This window comes from Microvirgula curvata, from assembly GCF_054781615.1.
On the sequence record NZ_BAAGUB010000004.1, the window covers coordinates 99,026 to 117,243 of the forward strand.

An 18,218-nucleotide genomic window follows, 5' to 3' on the forward strand; every position below is an offset into this window, starting at 1 on the left:
CCCGTGCCCGCCGCTCAGGCCGGCTGCAGCCAGTCCGGGTGGCTGCGGTCCTCGCCGCGCACGCAGGCGAAGTAGCGCGCCTGCAGTGCCCGGGTTACCGGCCCGGGCCGGCCGTCGCCGATCTGCCGCCGGTCGAGTTCGACCACCGGCGTCACTTCGGCCGCCGTGCCGGTGAAGAACATCTCGTCCGCCAGGTACAGGTCGTCGCGCGTCAGCCGCCGCCGGCTGGTGGTCAGCCCCATATCGGCCGCCAGCGCGATCACCGTGCGCCGGGTGATGCCGTCCAGCGCGCAGGCGCTGTCCGGTTCGATCAGTTCACCATCGCGGACGATAAACACGTTTTCTCCCGAGCCCTCGGCCACGTAGCCATCGCCATCCAGCAGCAGCGCCTCGTCGTAGCCGTCCCGGCGCACTTCGCGGCAGGCCAGAATGGAGTTCGCGTAGCCGGCCACCGCCTTGACCCGGAACAGCTGCGCATTCGGCGAGGCGCGGACGAAGGACGAGGTCTTGACCCGGATACCGTTGTCCAGCGCGCCGTCCCCCAGATACGCGCCCCATTCCCATGCGGCAATCATGCCGTGGGTGGACGCGCCGGCCGGGTCGACCCCGGCCTTTTCCGCGCCGAGAAACAGCAGCGGCCGCAGATAGGCCGATGTCAGCCCGTTGCGGCGCACGGCCTCGCGGCAGGCGTCGGCCAGCGCATCGGCCGACCAGTCGAGGTCGAGTGCCATCAGCCGGGCAGAGTCGCGCAGCCGGCGGATATGGTCGTCCAGGCGAAACAGGGCGGGACCGCTGGCGGTCGGATAGGCACGGATGCCCTCAAAACAGCCATAACCATAATGCAGGGTATGGGTCATCACGTGCACCCGGGCATCGCCCCAGGGCAGCCATTCACCATCCATCCAGATCCAGCCGTTGCGTTGTTCCATGCTCATTTTTCGTACTCCATCGATGTCCGGGGAAAGGGAAAACCACTGGCCACCCCGGATCGGGATGGGGCACGCGTCGCCGCTGGCCGGCAGGGGTGGAGCCGGCAGATCACGGACAACGCATGGCGCGTGTCGGTAGGGACAGACTGGCGGGGATCGGGAAGGCGGACAAATGAAAGTTTCCGCTCGCAGATGAATCATTTTCATCCGAAGCGAAACCAGACCGGGAAAGGGTCAGCCGCGGGCGCGGTGGACCAGCCAGCGAATGAAGTCGGTGATCCACGGCTGCGCATGGCCGCGTGGCAGCGCCACCGCGTAGAAGGCCCGGTCCGGGCACGCGCATGGCAGCGGGCGGACCAGGGCGCCGCTGTCCAGATACGGCGCCGCCAGCGCGTCGACCATCAGCGCCACGCCCTGCCCGGCCACGGCAGCCTCCAGCATCAGCAGGGCATCGTTGAATCTCGGCCCGCGTTCAGGCTCGGGCACGCTCAGGCCGGCGGCGGCGAACCAGCGCGACCATGACAGCAGCGGGTGGCGCAGCAGGCGGGTATGCAGCAGGGCGGACGGATCGGGCAGGCCGTCCAGGGTATTGAACAGCGCCGGACTGCAGACCGGGAACACGGTCGCATCGAACAGCTTCCAGGCATCGAAGCCCGGCCAGTCTTCCTCGCCGAAACGCAGCGCGAGATCGGCCTCGCCATTCAGCAGCGGCGCCAGGTCGATGGAGGTGGTGAGTTCCAGCTCGATATCGGGATATTGCGTCTGCCAGGCCGCCAGCTGGCCGACCAGCCATTTGCCGCCCAGTGCCGGTGCCACCGACAGCCGCAGGCGACGCAGCGGACGCGGCGACAGCGCGGAGGTCGCCGCCAACAGCGCTTCCAGCGCCGGCGCCACCCCCGCCAGATAGCGCTGGCCGGCCTCGGTCAGCCGCACCTGACGGTGTCCCCGCACGAACAGCGCCTGGCCGAGATGGGTTTCCAGCACACGGATGCGGTGGCTGACCGCCGACGGCGTCAGCGCCAGTTGCGCGGCGGCGTCCTGGAAGCTGCCCAGCCGCGCCGCAGCGGCAAAGGCAGGCAGGGTGTGCAGGGGCGGCAGGCCATCGCTCATGGCAGGATCAGGCCAGCTTGCCCTTCTTGCTGCCCTTGGCGCCTTCCGCCAGCCGCTTCTCGATGGCGGCGCAGACGGTTTCCAGCACCTTGATGCGTGCGTAGTACTTGTTGTTGGCTTCGACCAGCGTCCACGGCGAATGATGGGTACTGGTGCGGTCGATCATGTCGCAGACCGCCAGCTTGTAGTCGTCCCACTTGTCACGGTTGCGCCAGTCTTCATCGGTGATCTTGAAGCGCTTGAAGCCGGTTTCCTCGCGGGCCTTGAAGCGGGCCAGCTGCTCTTCCTTGGAAATGGTCAGCCAGAACTTGACCACGATCGCACCGGCGGCATGCAACTGGCGTTCGAAGTCGTTGATCTCGTTGTAGGCGCGCATCCAGTCGACCTCGCGGCAGAAGCCCTCGACCCGTTCGACCAGCACGCGGCCATACCAGGTGCGGTCGAAGATCGAGATGCCGCCACGCTTCGGCACATGGCGCCAGAAGCGCCACAGCCACGGCTTCGCGCGTTCTTCCTCGGTCGGTGCGGCGACCGGGATGATCCGGTAGCGGCGGGCATCCAGCGCCATCGCCAGCCGGCGGATCGCCCCGCCCTTGCCGGCGGCATCATTGCCCTCGAAGGCGATCAGCAGCGAATGGTTGGCGAACGCCGCTTCCCGGGTCAGCTGCGCCAGCCGGCTCTGCAGTTCGGCCAGCCGTGCCTTGTATTCACTCTTGTCCAGCGGCTGGTCGAGCTGCAGCGTGTCGAGCAGCATCACGCCGTCGACCGGTGGCAGCAACGGCGGGGTATCGTCGTGGACGACCGGCTTGGCATTGTGTTCCAGCCCGGCCTTCAGCATGTTCAGCAGCGTGCGACCGACGGTGATTTCGCGGTAGCGGGCATTCAGTCCCTCGACCACCACCCACGGCGATTCGGCAATGCTGGTCGCGCGCAGCATCCGCTCGGCCTCGGCACGGATGGCGTCGTAATCCTTTACGTGCTGCCAGTCGCGTTCGCTGACCCGCCAGCGCGTGGCCGGGTCCTTTTCCAGCGACTTCAGCCGGTTTTTCTGGTCGGCCTTGGACAGGTGCAGCCAGAACTTGACGATGCTGGCGCCCTCGGCAGCCAGCTGCTTTTCGAACATCAGTGTCTCGGCCAGCGCCTGCAGCGCCTGCTGCTCGGTGGTCTGGCCATACACGCGGCCGAACAGCACGTCGGAATACCAGCTGCCAAAGTAGACGCCGATCTGCCCGCGCGGCGGCAGCGCATTCCAGTAGCGCCACAGCCAGGGCCGGCCGGTCGCTTCATCGACCGGATCGGCGAACATCGCCGTCTGTGCGTAGACCGGCACCAGCCGGGGATCGAGCCAGGCGTCGATCTGGGCCAGCGTCTCGCTGCGACCGGCGCCGTCCATGCCGTTGATCAGGATGATCACCGGTCCGGCCGCCCGTTCTTTCAGCTCGTGCTGCGCATCCAGCAGGGCTTCCCGCAATTCCGACACTTCGGCTTCATACGCCTCGCGCCCCAGGTGATGACCCAGCTCGGCTGACTCGAACATGCTTACTCCACGCTATGACATTGGCGACAATGCGGCTATTGAACGGTCGCCAGCCCCCTGCGTCAAGCAGCATGTCGCCCGTTCCCGCCATCAGGTCATGACAGGGGGGGCGCGACAGCAATTGCAGGAACAGCTATTAGCCATCATGCCGAAAGCACCGCACGCAATGGTTTTGCATGGCCTGAAAATAGGTTATGTTGCCGCCTTTCTTCATAAAGCCGCGCCCCTTTCGCGGCGGATTGCAAGAGGATCAAATGCACATCGCCGCCCTGCTTGGCCTGCTTGATGCTGCCAGCCGACTCGATAGCGCCGACCTGACCCCGCTGGTGATTGCGGGCCGGGAAATCGGCTTGCTGAACCCGGACTGGAAGGCGCAGGTCGTCTCGCATGCGGAGTTCCAGGACGACGGTGCCCGGGTCGTTCTGGCCCCGGCCCTCGACCGCTACAACGACATCAGCGCCGTGCTGATGCGCATTGCGCGCGGCTGGCGCGACAGTGGTCGTCTGAGCGGCTGGCGCGGCGAGAACTTCACCGCCTTCGCCCAGGACGGCACGCCACTGTTCGAGCTGGAACGCGCGGCATTCCGGCCACTGGGTCTGATCAGCCGTGCCGTCCACGTCAACGGACTGGTTCGCCAGGCCGACGGCTCGCTGAAGATGTGGATCGGCCGCCGCAGTCCGCACAAGTCGGTCGAGCCGGACAAGCTGGACAACCTGACCGGGGGTGGCGTGGCCGCCGGCGAATCGCTGCTCGCCGCGCTGGAGCGCGAAAGCTGGGAGGAAGCCGGCATGCCGGCCGCGGCCGTGCGCGAGCTGTCGTCAGCCGGCCGGGTGTTCGCCCAGCGCCGGGTCGCGCGCGGTCTGCACCGCGAGTGGCTGCATACCTACGACCTGTGGCTCGATGAAGGCACCGTACCCTGTAACCAGGACGGCGAGATGAGCGAGTTCGTGCTGATGTCGCCACCGGAAGTGGTCAAGGCCGTCGTCGACGGCCGCTTCATGGCCGACGCCGCGCTGGTCGCCCTCGACTGCCTGGCACGCAACCGCGCGCTCGGTGCCAGCAGCGCGCGCATCGTCGCCGCGCTGCTGCCGATCAAGGGCTCGACCTCGCCGTTGCTGGCCTGAGCCCGACCCCATCAGTGAATGTGATGGGGGGGTATCAGGATTTGTGATTGGAATACGTCAGGAAGCTGCACCTATTATGGCTCCACGTGCTGCGCGTTTTGCCCGCGTCAGCACCACTAGTAAGGTGTTTCTTCCTCGTGCTTTCCCCCACGCCCTAGCGAGCCGGGGGATTTTTTTTGCCCGCACGGTACGCACGGGCATGGGCGCGCAGGGCGGCCCGCTGCGGCAGCGGATGGCCGGCCGGACGGGCCCGGCCAGCGTGCCTGACGGCAGCCGATGCCCGATCCCGGGCCCAGGTCAGTCGTTCAGCGGCTTGACCAGGATCCCGTTCAGAATCTGGTCGATCAGTGGCCCGGCCCGTTCGGCCAGCGGGTAGCGCTCCGGCCACAGCAGCCAGATCGACAGCGCGCCGTGTACGGTGAAGCGCAGGGTTTCCGCCGCCAGTTCCGGGTCCACGTCGGCACGCAGCACCCCGACGGCTTTCGCCTCGACGAAGATCTGCGCGATCGCCTCGCTCACCCGCTTGTGGACGCCATGAATGTCGTCAATCGCCGGTTTCAGTTCGTCGACGTACTCGGCCTTGTGGGTCAGGATGTCCAGCAGCCGGCGCCGGCGTTCGGAACGGGTGGTTTCCTCCAGCACGTACACGTAATAGTCACGCACGCGCCGGATCGGATCGCCACTGCCGGCGACGATCAGTTTCTGGAACACCGCGTCGACCGGCTCGCGCAAGCGGGCGTGCATGGCGACGAACACCTCGGCCTTGTTCTTGAAATGCCAGTAGATGGCCCCCCGCGTGACCCCGGCCGCGCCGGCGATATCCGCCAGCGAGGTGCGTGACACGCCCTTCTCGGAGAACAGCCGTTCTGCTGCATCCAGCAGGCTCTCGCGGGTCAGCGCCGCATCTTCTTTGGTTCTTCTCATAGCGTATCTTCAACAAAATCCGTAAACTGCCGCATTAACATCCAGTCAAGAATGTATGATAACCCGATATTGCCTGTGAACATCTTTTTAAAACAAGAGTAAATCGCCAACTTTCACTATCACTGGCGACAGCTTGTTTTTATAGTGAAGCTGCGTGCCCGGCATCATACTCAAACTCGCTGCCCGCACTTGAGTGCAGTACCCAATTTCAAAAGGTCCGCGTGCGCAGTCTGTCGTGGCGCGGAGTTTCCCCGACGAGGTTCAAGTGAAGCCCATCAGACATACAACTCACGCTGCCCTGCTCCTCCCCCTCGCACTCATGCTCGCCGCATGTGGCGCCAAAGACAATGCCCCCCCTGCGCCGCCGCCGGCACCGGTCTCGGTCATGAAGGCAACAGCGCAGGATGTACCGGTCTCTTACGAGTTTATCGGCCAGGTCGCCGGCTTCCGCGATGTCGAAGTCCGCGCCCGCGTCGGCGGCATCCTGCAGAAGCGACTGTACACTGAGGGCCGGCTGGTCAAGGCCGGCGAACCACTGTTCCAGATCGACCCGGCGCCGTTCGTGACCGAGGTCGACCAGTCCCGTGCGGCGCTGGCCGTGCAGAAGGCGCAGCTGACCCGTGCCGAGCTCGACTACAAGCGCATTGTGCCGCTGTTCGCCGAAAATGCCGTCAGCCAGAAGGACCGGGACGATGCACTGTCGGCCTACGAGTCGGCCAAGGCCGCGGTCAACCAGGCGCAGGCCAAGCTGTCGCAGGACCAGATCAACCTCGGCTACACCAAAGTCACCGCACCGATCACCGGCATGGCCAGCAAGGAAACGGTCAGCGAAGGCAACCTGATTGTTGCCAACTCGGCCGAAGGCAGCCTGCTGACCACGGTGTCGCAGATCGATCCGATCTATGTGAATTTCTCGATCTCGGACAATGATGCGCTGCGCTACCGCACCCAGATCGCCAACGGCCAGCTCGTCGTGCCACAGGGCGAGAAGTACCAGGTGACGGTCCAGTTGTCCGATGGCAGCAATTACTCGCGCACCGGCTGGATGAACTTCACCGACAACATCATCGACACCACCACCGGCACCATCCGCGCCCGGGCCACGTTCAAGAACCCCGACGGCCATCTGCTGCCCGGCCAGTTCGTCCGCGTTCACCTCGAAGGCGCGCACCTGAAGGACGCCATCGTGATTCCGCAGCGGGCGGTCCTGTCGACCCAGCAGGGCAACATCGTCTTTACCGTGACACCTGATGGCAAGGCGGCACCGCGCCCGGTGGAAAAAGGCCAGGAGATCGGCGACAACGTCGCCATTCTCAAGGGGCTGAAGAGTGGCGACACCGTCATTGTCGATGGCGCGGTCAAGGCCAAGCCCGGCCAGCCGGTGAAGATCCTGCCCGCCAGAACCGACGGCAAGCCCGCGGCACTCCCGCCGGCGACCGGAACGGCCGCCGCACCGGCCGCCGGCAACGAGAAGAAACCGGCCAACTAAGCGGGAGCCTCCATGTTTTCAGCGTTCTTCATCCGGCGGCCCATCTTTGCCAGCGTGATCTCGATCATCATCATGCTGGCCGGGATTGCCGCCATCAAGGCACTGCCGATCGCGCAGTATCCGAATATCGTGCCGCCGCAGGTGTCGGTGACCACCAGCTATCCGGGCGCATCGGCGGAAACCATCGCCAAGTCGGTGGCCGCGCCGCTCGAAACGCAGATCAACGGCGTGGACAACATGCTGTATCTGCAGTCGGCCAGTGCGTCCAACGGCTCGCTGACCATCACCGTCACCTTCGCCATCGGCACCGACCCGGACCAGAACACCATCAACGTGAACAACCGCGTGCAGGCCGCCATGGCGCAACTGCCGCAGGAAGTCACGCGCCAGGGGGTCACGGTGCAGAAGAAGTCGTCGACCATCCTGATGGTGCCGGCGATCTATTCCCCCGAGGACCGCTTCAGCCAGACCTACATCAGCAATTACACGCTGGTGAACATCATCGACGACATCAAGCGCATTCCGGGGGTCGGCGACGCGTCGATCTTCGGCGCGAGCGACTACTCGATGCGGGTCTGGATCCGGCCTGACCGCCTGGCCCAGCTGAAGCTGACGCCGGCCGACATTTCCAGCGCCATCAACGAACAGAACGCGCAGTTCGCCGCCGGCAAGGTCGGCGCGGAACCGACCAGCGGCAAGCCGGTCGACTTCACCTACACCGTGACCGCCAAGGGGCGGCTGGAAACCCCTGAGGAATTCGGCCAGATCATCGTCCGCTCGAACCCCGACGGCTCGAAGATCAGGCTGAAGGATATTGCCCGCATCGAGCTGGGCGCCAAGGACTACTACTCGCAGACCTTCCTCAACGGCAAGCCGGCCACGCTGTTCGGCGTGTACCTGGCCCCGGGCGCGAACCAGATCGCCGTGTCCGACGCGGTCCAGGCCAAGCTGAAGGAACTGTCCGGCCGCTTCCCGGAAGGCATCACCTACAAGGTGCCGTACGACACCACCAAGTTCATCAAGGTGTCGATCGAGGAAGTGGTGCACACGCTGTTCGAGGCGATGGTGCTGGTGTTCCTGGTCGTCTACCTGTTCCTGCAGAACTGGCGGGCAACACTGATCCCGTGCCTGGCGGTGCCGGTGTCCATCGTCGGTACCTTTGCCGGCATGTATCTGCTCGGTTTCTCGATCAATACCCTGACACTGTTCGGCATGGTGCTGGCCATCGGCATCGTGGTCGACGACGCGATCGTGGTGCTGGAAAACGTCGAGCGGCTGATGCGGACCGAACACCTGTCGCCAACCGATGCCGCGATCAAGGCCATGCAGGAGGTGACCGGCCCGGTGGTCGCCATCGTGCTGGTGCTGTGCTCGGTGTTCATCCCGGTCAGCTTCCTCGGCGGCCTCGCCGGCCAGATGTACAAGCAGTTCGCCGTGACCATTGCCGTTTCGGTAGTGATCTCCGGCATCGTGGCGCTGACGCTGACGCCGGCGCTGTGCGCCCTGTTGCTGAAGGATCATGACCACAGCAAGAAGCCGAACCGCTTCTTCAGCTGGTTCAACGATTTCTTCGAGAAAGCTACCGGTCGCTACACCGGCGGCGTGTCGTTCCTGCTCAAGCGCTCGGCGGTCGGCCTGCTGCTGTTCGCCGGCATCATCGCCGTCACGCTCGGCCTGTTCCGCCACGTGCCCGGCGGGCTGGTGCCGGACGAGGACCAGGGTTATGTGCTGACCCAGACCTTCCTGCCCGACGGCGCGTCGCTGACGCGCACGCAAAAGGCGGTGCTGAACCTGCAGAAGATCGCCAGCGAGAACCCTGCCACCGCCGATGTGGTGACCATCAATGGCCTCGACCTGCTGACCGGCGGCACCTACAAGACCTACAACGGCGTGACCTTCCTGCCGCTGAAGGACTGGAAGGAGCGCGAGAAGCACAAGGGCCAGGACTCGTTCAGCTATGCGAAGGAGATCATGCAGGGCACTTATGGCGACCCGACCTCGCTGACCATGGCGTTCAACCCGCCGCCGATCTCCGGCATGTCGAACACCGGCGGTTTCGAGGCGTATATCCAGGACCGGACCGGCGGCACGTCGCAGGATCTGGAAGTCGCGCTGAAGAAGTTCATCGACGCGGCACGCAAGCGGCCCGAGCTGACCGGTATCAACACGCTGTTCTCGGCCAACGTCCCGCAAATCTACCTCGACCTCGACCGCGAGAAGGCCAAGGCGCTGTCGGTGCCGATCAATGACGTGTTCGCCGCCATGCAGAGCACGTTCGGCGCCTACTACGTGAACGACTTCAACAAGTATGGCCGGCCGTTCCGGGTGCAGATCCAGTCCGAGTCCGACTTCCGCTCGCGACCGGAGGACATCCGCAACGTCTACGTGCGTTCGACCAGGGGCGACATGATTCCGCTCAACGCGCTGGTCAATGTCAAACAGGTCAAGGGCACGGAAGTGGCCGAACGCTTCAACGTGTTTTCCGCCGCCAAGGTCATGGGCGGTCCGGCCCAGGGCTACAGCTCGGGGCAGGCAATCCAGATCATGGAACAGGTGGCGGCCGAGTCGCTGCCGGACGGCTATACGCTGGCCTGGACCGGCACGGCGTATCAGGAAAAGGCCACCAGCGGCTCGTCGGCGATCGTGTTCATCGCCGGCCTGATCATGGTGTTCCTGATCCTGGCCGCGCAGTACGAGAAGTGGTCGCTGCCGCTGGCGGTGCTGATGGCGGTGCCGTTTGCCCTGTTCGGTGCCATTCTGGCCAACTTCCTGCGCGGGCTGGCCAATGACGTGTACTTCCAGATCGCGCTGGTGACACTGATCGGTCTGGCGGCCAAGAATGCCATCCTGATCATCGAGTTCGCAGTCATGCGCATGCACGAGGAAGGCGAAACCCTGGCCCAGGCGGCGGTCAACGCGGCCCGGCTGCGTTTCCGCCCGATCATCATGACCTCGCTGGCCTTCGTGCTTGGCTGCGTGCCGCTGGCCATCGCGTCCGGCGCCGGCGCGGCCAGCCGTCACTCGATCGGCACCGGCATTATCGGCGGCATGCTGGCGGCAACCTTCGTCGCCACCTTCTTCATCCCGATGTTCTTCGTACTGATCATGAAACTGTTCAAGGGCGACAAGCCCGTTACGCCGCCCGCCACCCCGCCGACCGGCACGGATGGCTCGCAGGGAGGACATGCCTGATGAAACGTCTGCTCCTGCCCACGCTGATCACGCTGGCGCTCGGCGCCTGCGCGGTCGGTCCTGACTACCAGCGCCCGGCGATGGACCTGCCGCAGTCGCTGGCTGCCGACGCCCGCCCTGACGCCCGTGTCGACCTGAACTGGTGGACCGCGTTCAACGATCCGGTGCTCGACGCCTTCGAGCAGCGCGCCAGCGTCTACAACCGCGACCTGCTCGCCGCCATCGCCCGTGTCGACGAGGCCGCCGCGCAGCTGACCAGCACCCGCGCCGACCTGCTGCCGCAGCTCAACGGCGCGGCCGGCGGCCAGCGCGGCCAGCCGTCCAGCCTGCTGCCGTCCAGCGGCCTGCAGCCGGGCCAGAAGGTCATCGGCGAGCAGTACAACGCCTCGCTGCAGGCCTCGTACGAGCTCGACCTGTGGGGCAAGCTGCGCCGCGCGACCGAAGCCTCGCGCGCCGAGCTGCTGTCGTCGCAGGCCGCCCGTGATACCGTGGCGCTGACCGTGGCCGCCAGCGTGGCCAACGGCTACTTCCAGCTGCGCACCTATGACGAGCAGCTCGACATTGCCCGCCGCACGCTGAAAAGCCGTGAAGACGCGCTGGTGCTGCGCAAGAAGCGCTTCGAGGGCGGACTGATCTCCGAACTCGACTATCGCCAGGCCGAGGCGGAAACCGCCACGGCGCGCGCCGCGGTGCCGCTGTACGAGCAACTGGTCTCGCAGGCGGAAACCGCACTGAAGGTGCTGATCGGCGCCAGCCCGCGCGAGATCTATCAGGGCGAGGTCAGTCGCGGCAAGGCGCTGTCGACGCTGAACGTGCCGCCGACGCCGCCATCCGGCCTGCCGTCCGACCTGCTGCTGCGCCGGCCGGACGTGGTCGCCGCCGAGCAGCAGCTGGTGGCCGCCAACGCCCGCATCGGCGTTGCCCGTGCTGCCTACTTCCCGGACATCACTCTGACCGCCGCACTGGGCAGCGCCAGCCTGGCGCTGGGCGACCTGTTCACCGGGCCGGCCGCACTGTGGTCGTTCGCCGGCGACCTGACCATGCCAATCTTCAACTGGGGCAAGACCGGTGCCGGCGTCGACATCGCCAATGCCCGGCAGAAGCAGGCACTGGCCAGTTACGAGCAATCGGTGCAGAACGCGTTCCGCGATACCCGCGATGCCCTGGTGGCCCAGCAGAAAACCGCCGAGCAACTGGTGGCGCAAAACACCCAGGTGTCCGCCTATACCCGCACCACCCACCTGGCCCGCCTGCGCTACGACAACGGCTATTCGAGCTATATCGACGTACTGGACTCGGAACGCAGCCTGTTCAGTGCCGAGCTGGACCGGGCCAACACCCGTCTGGCCCGCCTGCAGGCGGCGATCAGCGTGTTCCGTGCGCTGGGCGGCGGTTATGGCCAGCCGCAGGACGCAGGCAAACCCGCCGGCTGATTTCCATCAGGCAGACAAAAACGCCGCGGCAGATGCCGCGGCGTTCTTTTTTGCCTTGCCGGGAAGCAGGGCTTATTCGATCCGCTCGCCGTGCAGCGTCACGTCCAGGCCTTCGCGTTCCTCGTCATTGCTGACCCGCAGGCCCATCGCCATGTCGATCAGCTTCAGCAGGATGAAGGTCACCACCAGCGTGTAGCCGGCCGTCGACACCGTGGCAATCGCCTGCGTCATCAGATCGCCTTCCACACCGCCGATCGCCTTGACCGCCAGCGGGCCGACCAGCAGCGAGCCGATGATGCCGCCGACACCATGCACACCAAAGGCATCGAGCGAGTCGTCATAGCCGAGCCAGTGCTTCAGCGACGTCGCACCGACGTAGCAGGCGCCGCCGGCCACCAGACCGATCAGCAGCGCGCCCTTCGGGTCGACGAAACCGGAGGCCGGCGTGATCGCCACCAGACCCGCCACGGCACCGGATGCAATGCCCAGCACCGACGGCTTCTTCTTGAAGATCCATTCGACGAACATCCAGGTAGCGGCAGCGGCACCGGTGGCGACCTGGGTCACCAGCATGGCCATGCCGGCACGGCCATTGGCTTCCAGCGCCGAGCCGGCGTTGAAACCGAACCAGCCTACCCACAGCATCGAGGCCCCGACCAGCGTCAGTACCAGGTTGTGCGGCGGCATGGCTTCCTTGCCGAAGCCGATACGCTTGCCAAGCACCAGCGCGCAGACCAGACCGGCCACACCGGCATTGATGTGCACCACCGTACCGCCGGCGAAGTCGAGCACGCCCTCCTTGAACATCCAGCCGGTCGGCTCCCACACCCAGTGGGCGATCGGCACGTAGACCACGAACAGCCACAGCGTCATGAATACCAGCATGGCCGAGAACTTCATCCGCTCCGCAAACGCCCCGGTAATCAGCGCCGTGGTGATGATCGCGAACGTCATCTGGAACACGACGAATACGGTTTCCGGGATGTTCGCGCCAGCCGTGCCGGTCAGCGAATCCATGTTCACGCCATTGAGAAAGGCCTTGTCCAGCCCGCCGATAAAGCCGCTCCCCGGCGTAAAGGCCAGCGAATAGCCAAACGCAAACCACAGCACGGTCACCACCGAGCAGATGGCGAAGCTCTGCATCAGCGTGGCCAGCACGTTCTTCTTGCGCACCATGCCGCCATAGAACAGCGCCAGGCCGGGAATGGTCATGAACAGCACCAGCGCGGTCGACACCAGCATCCAGGCGGTGTTGCCGGTATCCAGCTTCGGTTCGGGAACCGGGGCGGCAACAGCGGCGGTGGCCGTGGCATCAGCCGCCGTGGCCGGCGCACTGCCGGCGCTGTCGGTGGTGGTCGGCGCCGGGGCGGTCGCCACCGGCGAGGTCGCGACCGGTGTCTGCTTCATGATCACCGCAGCACCGATGCCGAGCACGCCGATCAGCGCAAGAATGCTCAACGTTTTCTTCATGATGGTTTCTCCTCGGAACTCGAATGCCTAAACCGCTTGCGCGCCGGTCTCGCCGGTACGGATACGCACGACCTGTTCGAGGTCGTAGACGAAGATCTTGCCGTCACCGATCTTGCCGGTCCGGGCCGAGGTCTCGACCGCTTCGACCACCCGGTCGAGCAGATCGTCATGCACGGCGATCTCCAGCTTGACCTTGGGCAGAAAGTCGACCACGTACTCCGCACCGCGATAGAGCTCGGTATGGCCCTTCTGGCGACCGAAGCCCTTGACCTCGGTGACGGTGACGCCCTGGACACCGATGGCCGACAGCGCCTCGCGCACTTCGTCGAGCTTGAACGGCTTGATGATTGCCGATACCAGTTTCATGCCTGTTCCTTCCTCATTTGCTGAAATCAGACACGGCGACCGGTCACACACGGTGCCGTCGTGTTGCACTGCAGCTGATGCAGCTTTCGTGCCAACACAGGTGGGTTGCGGAAAAATCGATCAAATACAGCGGATTGACGCATCAGCCAGCGTTTTAGGATTCGTCCGATTGACCGGCATTCATGACGGGAACATCCTCGTCTGCCGGTCGGGATATGTCTACGCACCAGATTAGTGCATCGCCGCCGATGGCGCCGGCATTTGCTACACTCGCAACATCATCCCGTTGCCAGGAGTACACCATGCTGAGCCAGAAGCTCTTCGACGAACTGTCGAACAAGATCAGTGAAACCATTGCCGCCAGCCCGGCCAGAGACATCGAGAAGAACGTGCGCTCGATGATGGGCGCCGCCTTTACCCGGCTCGATCTGGTCACGCGCGAGGAGTTCGACGTGCAGCAGGAAGTCCTTGCCCGCACCCGCGAGAAGCTGGCCGAGCTGGAAAGCCGCGTGACCCGGCTGGAAGCCGAACTGTTCCCCGACCAGCGCGAGGTCGCCGTCGACGAGCAGGCCAGCCAGGGTCATTCCTGAGCGGATTTGCCTGTCCCCACCGGCCACACAGGCCGGTTTTTTTTCGCCCGGAGGTTTGATGAGCACCGCCGTACTGCACAGCCGCGCCCTGATCGGCGTCGACGCGCCGGAAGTCGCGGTCGAAATTCATCTGGCCAATGGCCTGCCGGCATTCTCGCTGGTCGGCCTGCCGGAAACCGAGGTCAAGGAAGCGCGTGAGCGGGTTCGCGCGGCACTGCTGACCACCGGCTACGACTTTCCCAACCGGCGGGTGACGGTCAATCTGGCGCCGGCCGACCTGCCGAAAGCCTCCGGCCGCTTCGACCTGCCGATCGCACTCGGCATCCTCGCCGCCAGCGGCCAGTTGCCGGCAGCGGCACTGGACGGCCATGAATTCGCCGGCGAGCTCGGGCTGACCGGCGAACTGCGGCCGATTCGTGGCGCACTGGTCATGGCCTGCGCCGCCCGTCGCGCCGGACGGGTATTCGTGCTGCCGGCCGGCAGCGCCGACGAGGCGGCCATTGCCGGCGACGGCCTGGCGCTGATCACCGCCGACACGCTGGCAACCCTGACCGCGCATTTCGACGGTCGGGCGCCGCTGGCGCCGTTCCAGCCCGCGATGGCCGGCGCCGGGCAGCCCGATTATCCGGACCTCGGAGATGTCCGCGGCCAGGGTGCAGCGCGGCGGGCACTGGAAATCGCCGCCGCCGGCACCCACTCGCTGCTGCTGTGCGGCCCTCCCGGCACCGGCAAGTCGATGCTGGCCGCCCGGCTGCCGGGCATCCTGCCGCCGATGCACCACGATGAGGCACTGGCGACCGCAGCCGTCCATGCGCTGGTGCAGCCGTTTGATCCCGCGCGCTTTCACTGCCGCCCGTACCGTACACCGCACCACTCGTCCTCCGCCGTGGCGCTGGTCGGTGGCGGTTCGCCGCCCCGGCCAGGCGAAATCAGCCTGGCGCACAATGGCGTGCTGTTCCTCGACGAACTGCCCGAGTTCGAACGGCGGGTGCTGGAAAACCTGCGCGAACCGATGGAACGCGGCCATGTCGATATCGCCCGCGCCGCGGCGCAGGTGCGCTTTCCGGCCCGTTTCCAGTTCATTGCGGCGATGAATCCGTGCCCGTGCGGCTATCACGGCCATCCGGCCGGTCGCTGCCGCTGCTCGCCCGAGCAGGTCGGCCGCTATCGCGCCCGCCTGTCCGGCCCGTTGCTGGACCGGATTGACCTGTGGCTGGACATGGCCAGCGTGCCGGCCGGCGAATTGCTGGACACCCCGCCAGGCGAGCCGTCGGATCGGGTCCGGCAGCGGGTCGTGGCAGCCCACCGGCGGCAGACAGCACGACAGGGCACACCAAACGGTCAGCTGGAGGGCGAGACACTGGCCCGGTTCGCGACGCCGGACCCGGCCGGGCTGGCGCTGCTGCGCGAGGCCATCGAACGGCTGCAGTTGTCGGCGCGCGCCTGCCACCGCATTCTGCGCGTCGCCCGTACGGTGGCCGATCTGGACGGCAGCGAGGCCGTGGCCTGTCACCATGTCGCCGAAGCGATCCAGTACCGCCGCCATTCGCGGCCCTGATATCCGGTAACATTTGAACATGACAATATTGCCGCCAGACCGTGTCCGGGCAGGTGCAGCCGGACGGTGAGCCGGTATAATCGCCGACTCCCGCAGCGCACAAGCGCCAGCCCGGTGCCACGCGCCCTACCCCCGCCACCGCTAGCCGGACACAATGCCCCGGCAGGCACGGGGCGCAGACGAACAGATCGATCGACACAGACATGGCATCACGCGATTACAAGAACGCCGGACGGAGCCAGAGCCGCCCGAGCGGACGCAGCAGCAAACCCCAGCGCGACCGCAGCGGCGGCGGCATGGGCGCCGGCATCCTGATCGGCGTCATCGCCGGCGTCGGCATCGCCGTGGGCGTCGCCTTCTGGCTGAATCGTGCCGCCAGCCCGTTCGCCGACCGGGAAAAACCGCGCACGCCGACCACGGCGGCCGAGGTCGCCCCGCCACAACCGTCCCTGCTGGAGCCCGGCACCCTGAATACCCGCGCTCCCGAGGTCAAGACCGAAGGACCGACCCAGGGCAATGTCGTGGTGCTGCCGCCGCCGGACAAGGCGCCGGGCGCCCCCGCCCCGGCCGCCAAACCGGCGGCACCGGCCACGCCGGACTACGATTTCTACCAGTTGCTGGCGGACAAGGACGGCAAGCTGCCGGCCGAAAAACCTGCTGCCAGGAAACCGGCGGAAAAGAGCGACAAGGCCGGCAAACCGGTGTTTTTCCAGCTTGGCGCCTTTTCCAGCGAGAACGAGGCCGACAACCTGAAAGCGCGGCTCGCGCTGTCCGGCATCGAGGCCAGCATCTCGTCGACCACCATTCCGGACAAGGGACTGCTGCATCGCGTCCGCGTCGGTCCGTATTCCAGACCGGAAGATATCAACCGGGTTAAGGCCTTGCTAAAGAACGAGGGCTTCAATCCTTCGGTCGTCAAGGCCGACGGCTAATTTCTATCAGGGATTTCAAAAATGAAAAAATGGCTGTTCGCCAGTCTGGTCTGGCTTGTCGCCGCCACCGCCAATGCCGCTGCTCCGATCAAGGAAGGCGTCGACTATACGGTCATGTCCCCGGCCCAGCCGGTCGCCAGCAAAGGCAAGATCGAGGTGCTGGAGTTCTATTCCTACACCTGCATTCACTGCTACCACCTTGAACCGCTGATCGAGACCTGGGCCAAAACCAGGCCGGCCGATGTCGACTTCCGCCGCGAGCACATCAGCTGGGACAAGAGCACGGACGGCTTCGTCAAGCTGGCCGCCACGCTGAAGGCCACCAACCTGGAACGCCTGCAGATGCCGGTGTTCGATGCCGTGATGCGCGACAAGATCAATCTCGGTCAGCCTGACGTGCTGAAGGGCTGGATCGCCAGGCAACCGGGCGTGAATGCCGCCTCGTTCATGCAGACCTACGGATCGTTCGGCATTTCCAGCGCGCCGGCCCGCGCCGCCCAGCTGACCCGCACCTACCAGATCGAAGGCACACCGACGCTGGTGGTCGGCGGCAAGTACGCAACCCTGGCCGCCACGCCGGAGCGCCGCATCGAAATCATCAATGCGCTGATCGCCAGGGTCCGCGCAGAACAAAAGAAGTAAGGCTGGCATCAGCGGCAGAAACCACGGGGTGAGCAATCACCCCGTTCCTGTTTATTCATCAAAAAGGAAGCACTTAAAGTGGATTGGCTCCTGCTTGCCAAGGCAGTCCTGATGGGCATTGTCGAAGGTTTGACCGAATTTCTGCCGGTGTCGTCCACCGGCCACCTGATCGTCGCCGGCGACCTGATCAATTTCAATCCACGCATCGGCGACGTGTTCGAGATCGTCATTCAGCTCGGTGCCATCCTTGCCGTGTGCTGGGAATACCGCGAACGCCTGCTCGGTGTGGTTCGCGATCTGCCGGGCAGCCGGACCGCACAGCGTTTCGTGCTGAACCTGTTCATCGCCTTCCTGCCCGCCGCCCTGGTCGGCATCACCTTCATCAAGGCGATCAAGGCGCACCTGTTCAATCCGGTCGCAGTCGCCTGCGCGCTGGTGGTCGGCGGCCTGATCATCCTGTGGGCCGAACGTCGCCAGCGTCCGGTCCGCATTCACAGCATCGACGACATGACGCCGCTGGATGCGTTCAAGGTCGGCGTCGCCCAGGTCGCCTCGCTGATTCCCGGCACCAGCCGCTCCGGTTCGACCATTATCGGCGGCATGCTGTTCGGCCTGGACCGCAAGGTGGCGACCGAGTTCTCGTTCTTCCTCGCCATCCCGGTCATGTTCGCCGCGACCTTCTACGATGTGTGGAAACACCGCGAGCTGTTCACCAGCGGCGACATTCCGGTGTTCGGCGTTGGTTTCGTGTTCGCTTTCCTGTCCGCCTTCGTCGCCGTGCGCGGCCTGATCCGCTTTGTCGCCCACCACACGTTCACCGTGTTCGCCTGGTATCGCATCGTGTTCGGGCTGATCATCATTGCCACGTGGTATTTCGGCTGGGTATCGTGGAATAGTTGAGCATTTGCTTGACGCGATGGCT

At 65.4% G+C, this 18,218-nt stretch carries 15 protein-coding genes; 9 read left to right on the forward strand and 6 right to left on the reverse strand.

What is annotated here, in order from left to right; all coding sequences use genetic code 11:
* Positions 1-14: 14 nt before the first annotated feature.
* The 3 genes from ACYVG8_RS02605 to pap form a co-directional block, all read right to left on the reverse strand.
* Positions 15-935 carry a branched-chain amino acid transaminase gene (locus ACYVG8_RS02605; protein WP_028499592.1) on the reverse strand — a complete coding sequence of 307 codons (921 nt, stop codon included), beginning with the start codon at positions 933-935 and terminating at the stop codon, positions 15-17.
* 228 nt (positions 936-1,163) lie between these two features.
* Positions 1,164-2,039 (reverse strand): LysR substrate-binding domain-containing protein, encoded by an 876-nt coding sequence (locus ACYVG8_RS02610; protein ID WP_460744975.1) that lies wholly within the window; start codon positions 2,037-2,039, stop codon positions 1,164-1,166.
* Positions 2,040-2,046: 7 nt separating this feature from the next.
* Positions 2,047-3,576 (reverse strand): polyphosphate:AMP phosphotransferase, encoded by a 1,530-nt coding sequence (gene pap / locus ACYVG8_RS02615; protein ID WP_036386157.1) that lies wholly within the window; start codon positions 3,574-3,576, stop codon positions 2,047-2,049.
* A gap of 254 nt (positions 3,577-3,830) precedes the next feature.
* On the opposite strand from pap, the gene ACYVG8_RS02620 reads away from it, so the two are divergent.
* Positions 3,831-4,700, forward strand: a complete 870-nt coding sequence (locus ACYVG8_RS02620) for an NUDIX hydrolase (protein ID WP_107889240.1) — start codon at positions 3,831-3,833, stop codon at positions 4,698-4,700.
* Between the two features lie 297 nt (positions 4,701-4,997).
* Here ACYVG8_RS02620 and ACYVG8_RS02625 read toward each other — a convergent pair whose 3' ends face one another.
* A complete protein-coding gene (locus tag ACYVG8_RS02625; protein ID WP_028499595.1) occupies positions 4,998-5,624 on the reverse strand; it encodes a TetR family transcriptional regulator in 627 nt (208 codons plus the stop codon).
* Positions 5,625-6,009: 385 nt separating this feature from the next.
* On the opposite strand from ACYVG8_RS02625, the gene ACYVG8_RS02630 reads away from it, so the two are divergent.
* The 3 genes from ACYVG8_RS02630 to ACYVG8_RS02640 are packed head-to-tail and all read left to right on the forward strand — an operon-like array spanning position 6,010 to position 11,738.
* Positions 6,010-7,113, forward strand: a complete 1,104-nt coding sequence (locus tag ACYVG8_RS02630) for an efflux RND transporter periplasmic adaptor subunit (RefSeq protein ID WP_244879578.1) — start codon at positions 6,010-6,012, stop codon at positions 7,111-7,113.
* Between the two features lie 12 nt (positions 7,114-7,125).
* Entirely contained in the window at positions 7,126-10,305 is a 3,180-nt protein-coding gene (locus tag ACYVG8_RS02635) for an efflux RND transporter permease subunit (protein WP_107889236.1), read from the forward strand.
* Complete coding sequence (locus ACYVG8_RS02640; RefSeq protein ID WP_315384119.1) at positions 10,305-11,738, forward strand: efflux transporter outer membrane subunit; 1,434 nt, start codon at positions 10,305-10,307, stop codon at positions 11,736-11,738. The genes ACYVG8_RS02635 and ACYVG8_RS02640 overlap by 1 nt, the downstream gene beginning before the upstream one ends.
* Positions 11,739-11,810: 72 nt before the next feature.
* Here the strand turns inward: ACYVG8_RS02640 and ACYVG8_RS02645 are convergent, their stop codons facing one another.
* Together ACYVG8_RS02645 and glnK are read right to left on the reverse strand one after the other, a co-directional pair.
* Entirely contained in the window at positions 11,811-13,208 is a 1,398-nt protein-coding gene (locus ACYVG8_RS02645; protein WP_028499597.1) for an ammonium transporter, read from the reverse strand.
* 27 nt (positions 13,209-13,235) lie between these two features.
* Complete coding sequence (gene glnK, locus ACYVG8_RS02650; RefSeq protein WP_028499598.1) at positions 13,236-13,574, reverse strand: P-II family nitrogen regulator; 339 nt, start codon at positions 13,572-13,574, stop codon at positions 13,236-13,238.
* 302 nt (positions 13,575-13,876) lie between these two features.
* Between glnK and ACYVG8_RS02655 the strand changes: the two genes are divergently transcribed.
* The 5 genes from ACYVG8_RS02655 to ACYVG8_RS02675 all read left to right on the forward strand — a co-directional run bounded on the left by ACYVG8_RS02655 (position 13,877) and on the right by ACYVG8_RS02675 (position 18,196).
* Complete coding sequence (locus ACYVG8_RS02655; RefSeq protein ID WP_028499599.1) at positions 13,877-14,164, forward strand: accessory factor UbiK family protein; 288 nt, start codon at positions 13,877-13,879, stop codon at positions 14,162-14,164.
* 58 nt (positions 14,165-14,222) lie between these two features.
* On the forward strand, positions 14,223-15,722 hold the full coding sequence (locus ACYVG8_RS02660) for a YifB family Mg chelatase-like AAA ATPase (RefSeq protein ID WP_460744976.1): 1,500 nt from the start codon (positions 14,223-14,225) through the stop codon (positions 15,720-15,722).
* 203 nt (positions 15,723-15,925) lie between these two features.
* The gene (locus ACYVG8_RS02665; RefSeq protein WP_028500446.1) at positions 15,926-16,654 is read left to right on the forward strand and encodes an SPOR domain-containing protein; all 729 of its coding nucleotides are present in this window, start codon (positions 15,926-15,928) and stop codon (positions 16,652-16,654) included.
* A 21-nt stretch (positions 16,655-16,675) separates the two neighbouring features.
* Complete coding sequence (locus ACYVG8_RS02670) at positions 16,676-17,296, forward strand: thiol:disulfide interchange protein DsbA/DsbL (protein ID WP_028500445.1); 621 nt, start codon at positions 16,676-16,678, stop codon at positions 17,294-17,296.
* 78 nt (positions 17,297-17,374) lie between these two features.
* Positions 17,375-18,196 (forward strand): undecaprenyl-diphosphate phosphatase, encoded by an 822-nt coding sequence (locus tag ACYVG8_RS02675; protein ID WP_028500444.1) that lies wholly within the window; start codon positions 17,375-17,377, stop codon positions 18,194-18,196.
* Positions 18,197-18,218: the final 22 nt, after the last annotated feature.

Bases quoted from the DNA above. Each gene is read 5' to 3' on its own strand.
- ACYVG8_RS02645 (WP_028499597.1), bottom strand. From the start codon at position 13,208: ATGAAGAAAACGTTGAGCATTCTTGCGCTGATCGGCGTGCTCGGCATC.
- ACYVG8_RS02610 (WP_460744975.1), bottom strand. From the start codon at position 2,039: ATGAGCGATGGCCTGCCGCCCCTGCACACCCTGCCTGCCTTTGCCGCT.
- ACYVG8_RS02625 (WP_028499595.1), bottom strand. From the start codon at position 5,624: ATGAGAAGAACCAAAGAAGATGCGGCGCTGACCCGCGAGAGCCTGCTG.
- pap (WP_036386157.1), bottom strand. From the start codon at position 3,576: ATGTTCGAGTCAGCCGAGCTGGGTCATCACCTGGGGCGCGAGGCGTAT.
- glnK (WP_028499598.1), bottom strand. From the start codon at position 13,574: ATGAAACTGGTATCGGCAATCATCAAGCCGTTCAAGCTCGACGAAGTG.
- ACYVG8_RS02605 (WP_028499592.1), bottom strand. From the start codon at position 935: ATGAGCATGGAACAACGCAACGGCTGGATCTGGATGGATGGTGAATGG.
- ACYVG8_RS02655 (WP_028499599.1), top strand. From the start codon at position 13,877: ATGCTGAGCCAGAAGCTCTTCGACGAACTGTCGAACAAGATCAGTGAA.
- ACYVG8_RS02670 (WP_028500445.1), top strand. From the start codon at position 16,676: ATGAAAAAATGGCTGTTCGCCAGTCTGGTCTGGCTTGTCGCCGCCACC.
- ACYVG8_RS02640 (WP_315384119.1), top strand. From the start codon at position 10,305: ATGAAACGTCTGCTCCTGCCCACGCTGATCACGCTGGCGCTCGGCGCC.
- ACYVG8_RS02620 (WP_107889240.1), top strand. From the start codon at position 3,831: ATGCACATCGCCGCCCTGCTTGGCCTGCTTGATGCTGCCAGCCGACTC.
- ACYVG8_RS02630 (WP_244879578.1), top strand. From the start codon at position 6,010: ATGAAGGCAACAGCGCAGGATGTACCGGTCTCTTACGAGTTTATCGGC.
- ACYVG8_RS02665 (WP_028500446.1), top strand. From the start codon at position 15,926: ATGGCATCACGCGATTACAAGAACGCCGGACGGAGCCAGAGCCGCCCG.
- ACYVG8_RS02635 (WP_107889236.1), top strand. From the start codon at position 7,126: ATGTTTTCAGCGTTCTTCATCCGGCGGCCCATCTTTGCCAGCGTGATC.
- ACYVG8_RS02660 (WP_460744976.1), top strand. From the start codon at position 14,223: ATGAGCACCGCCGTACTGCACAGCCGCGCCCTGATCGGCGTCGACGCG.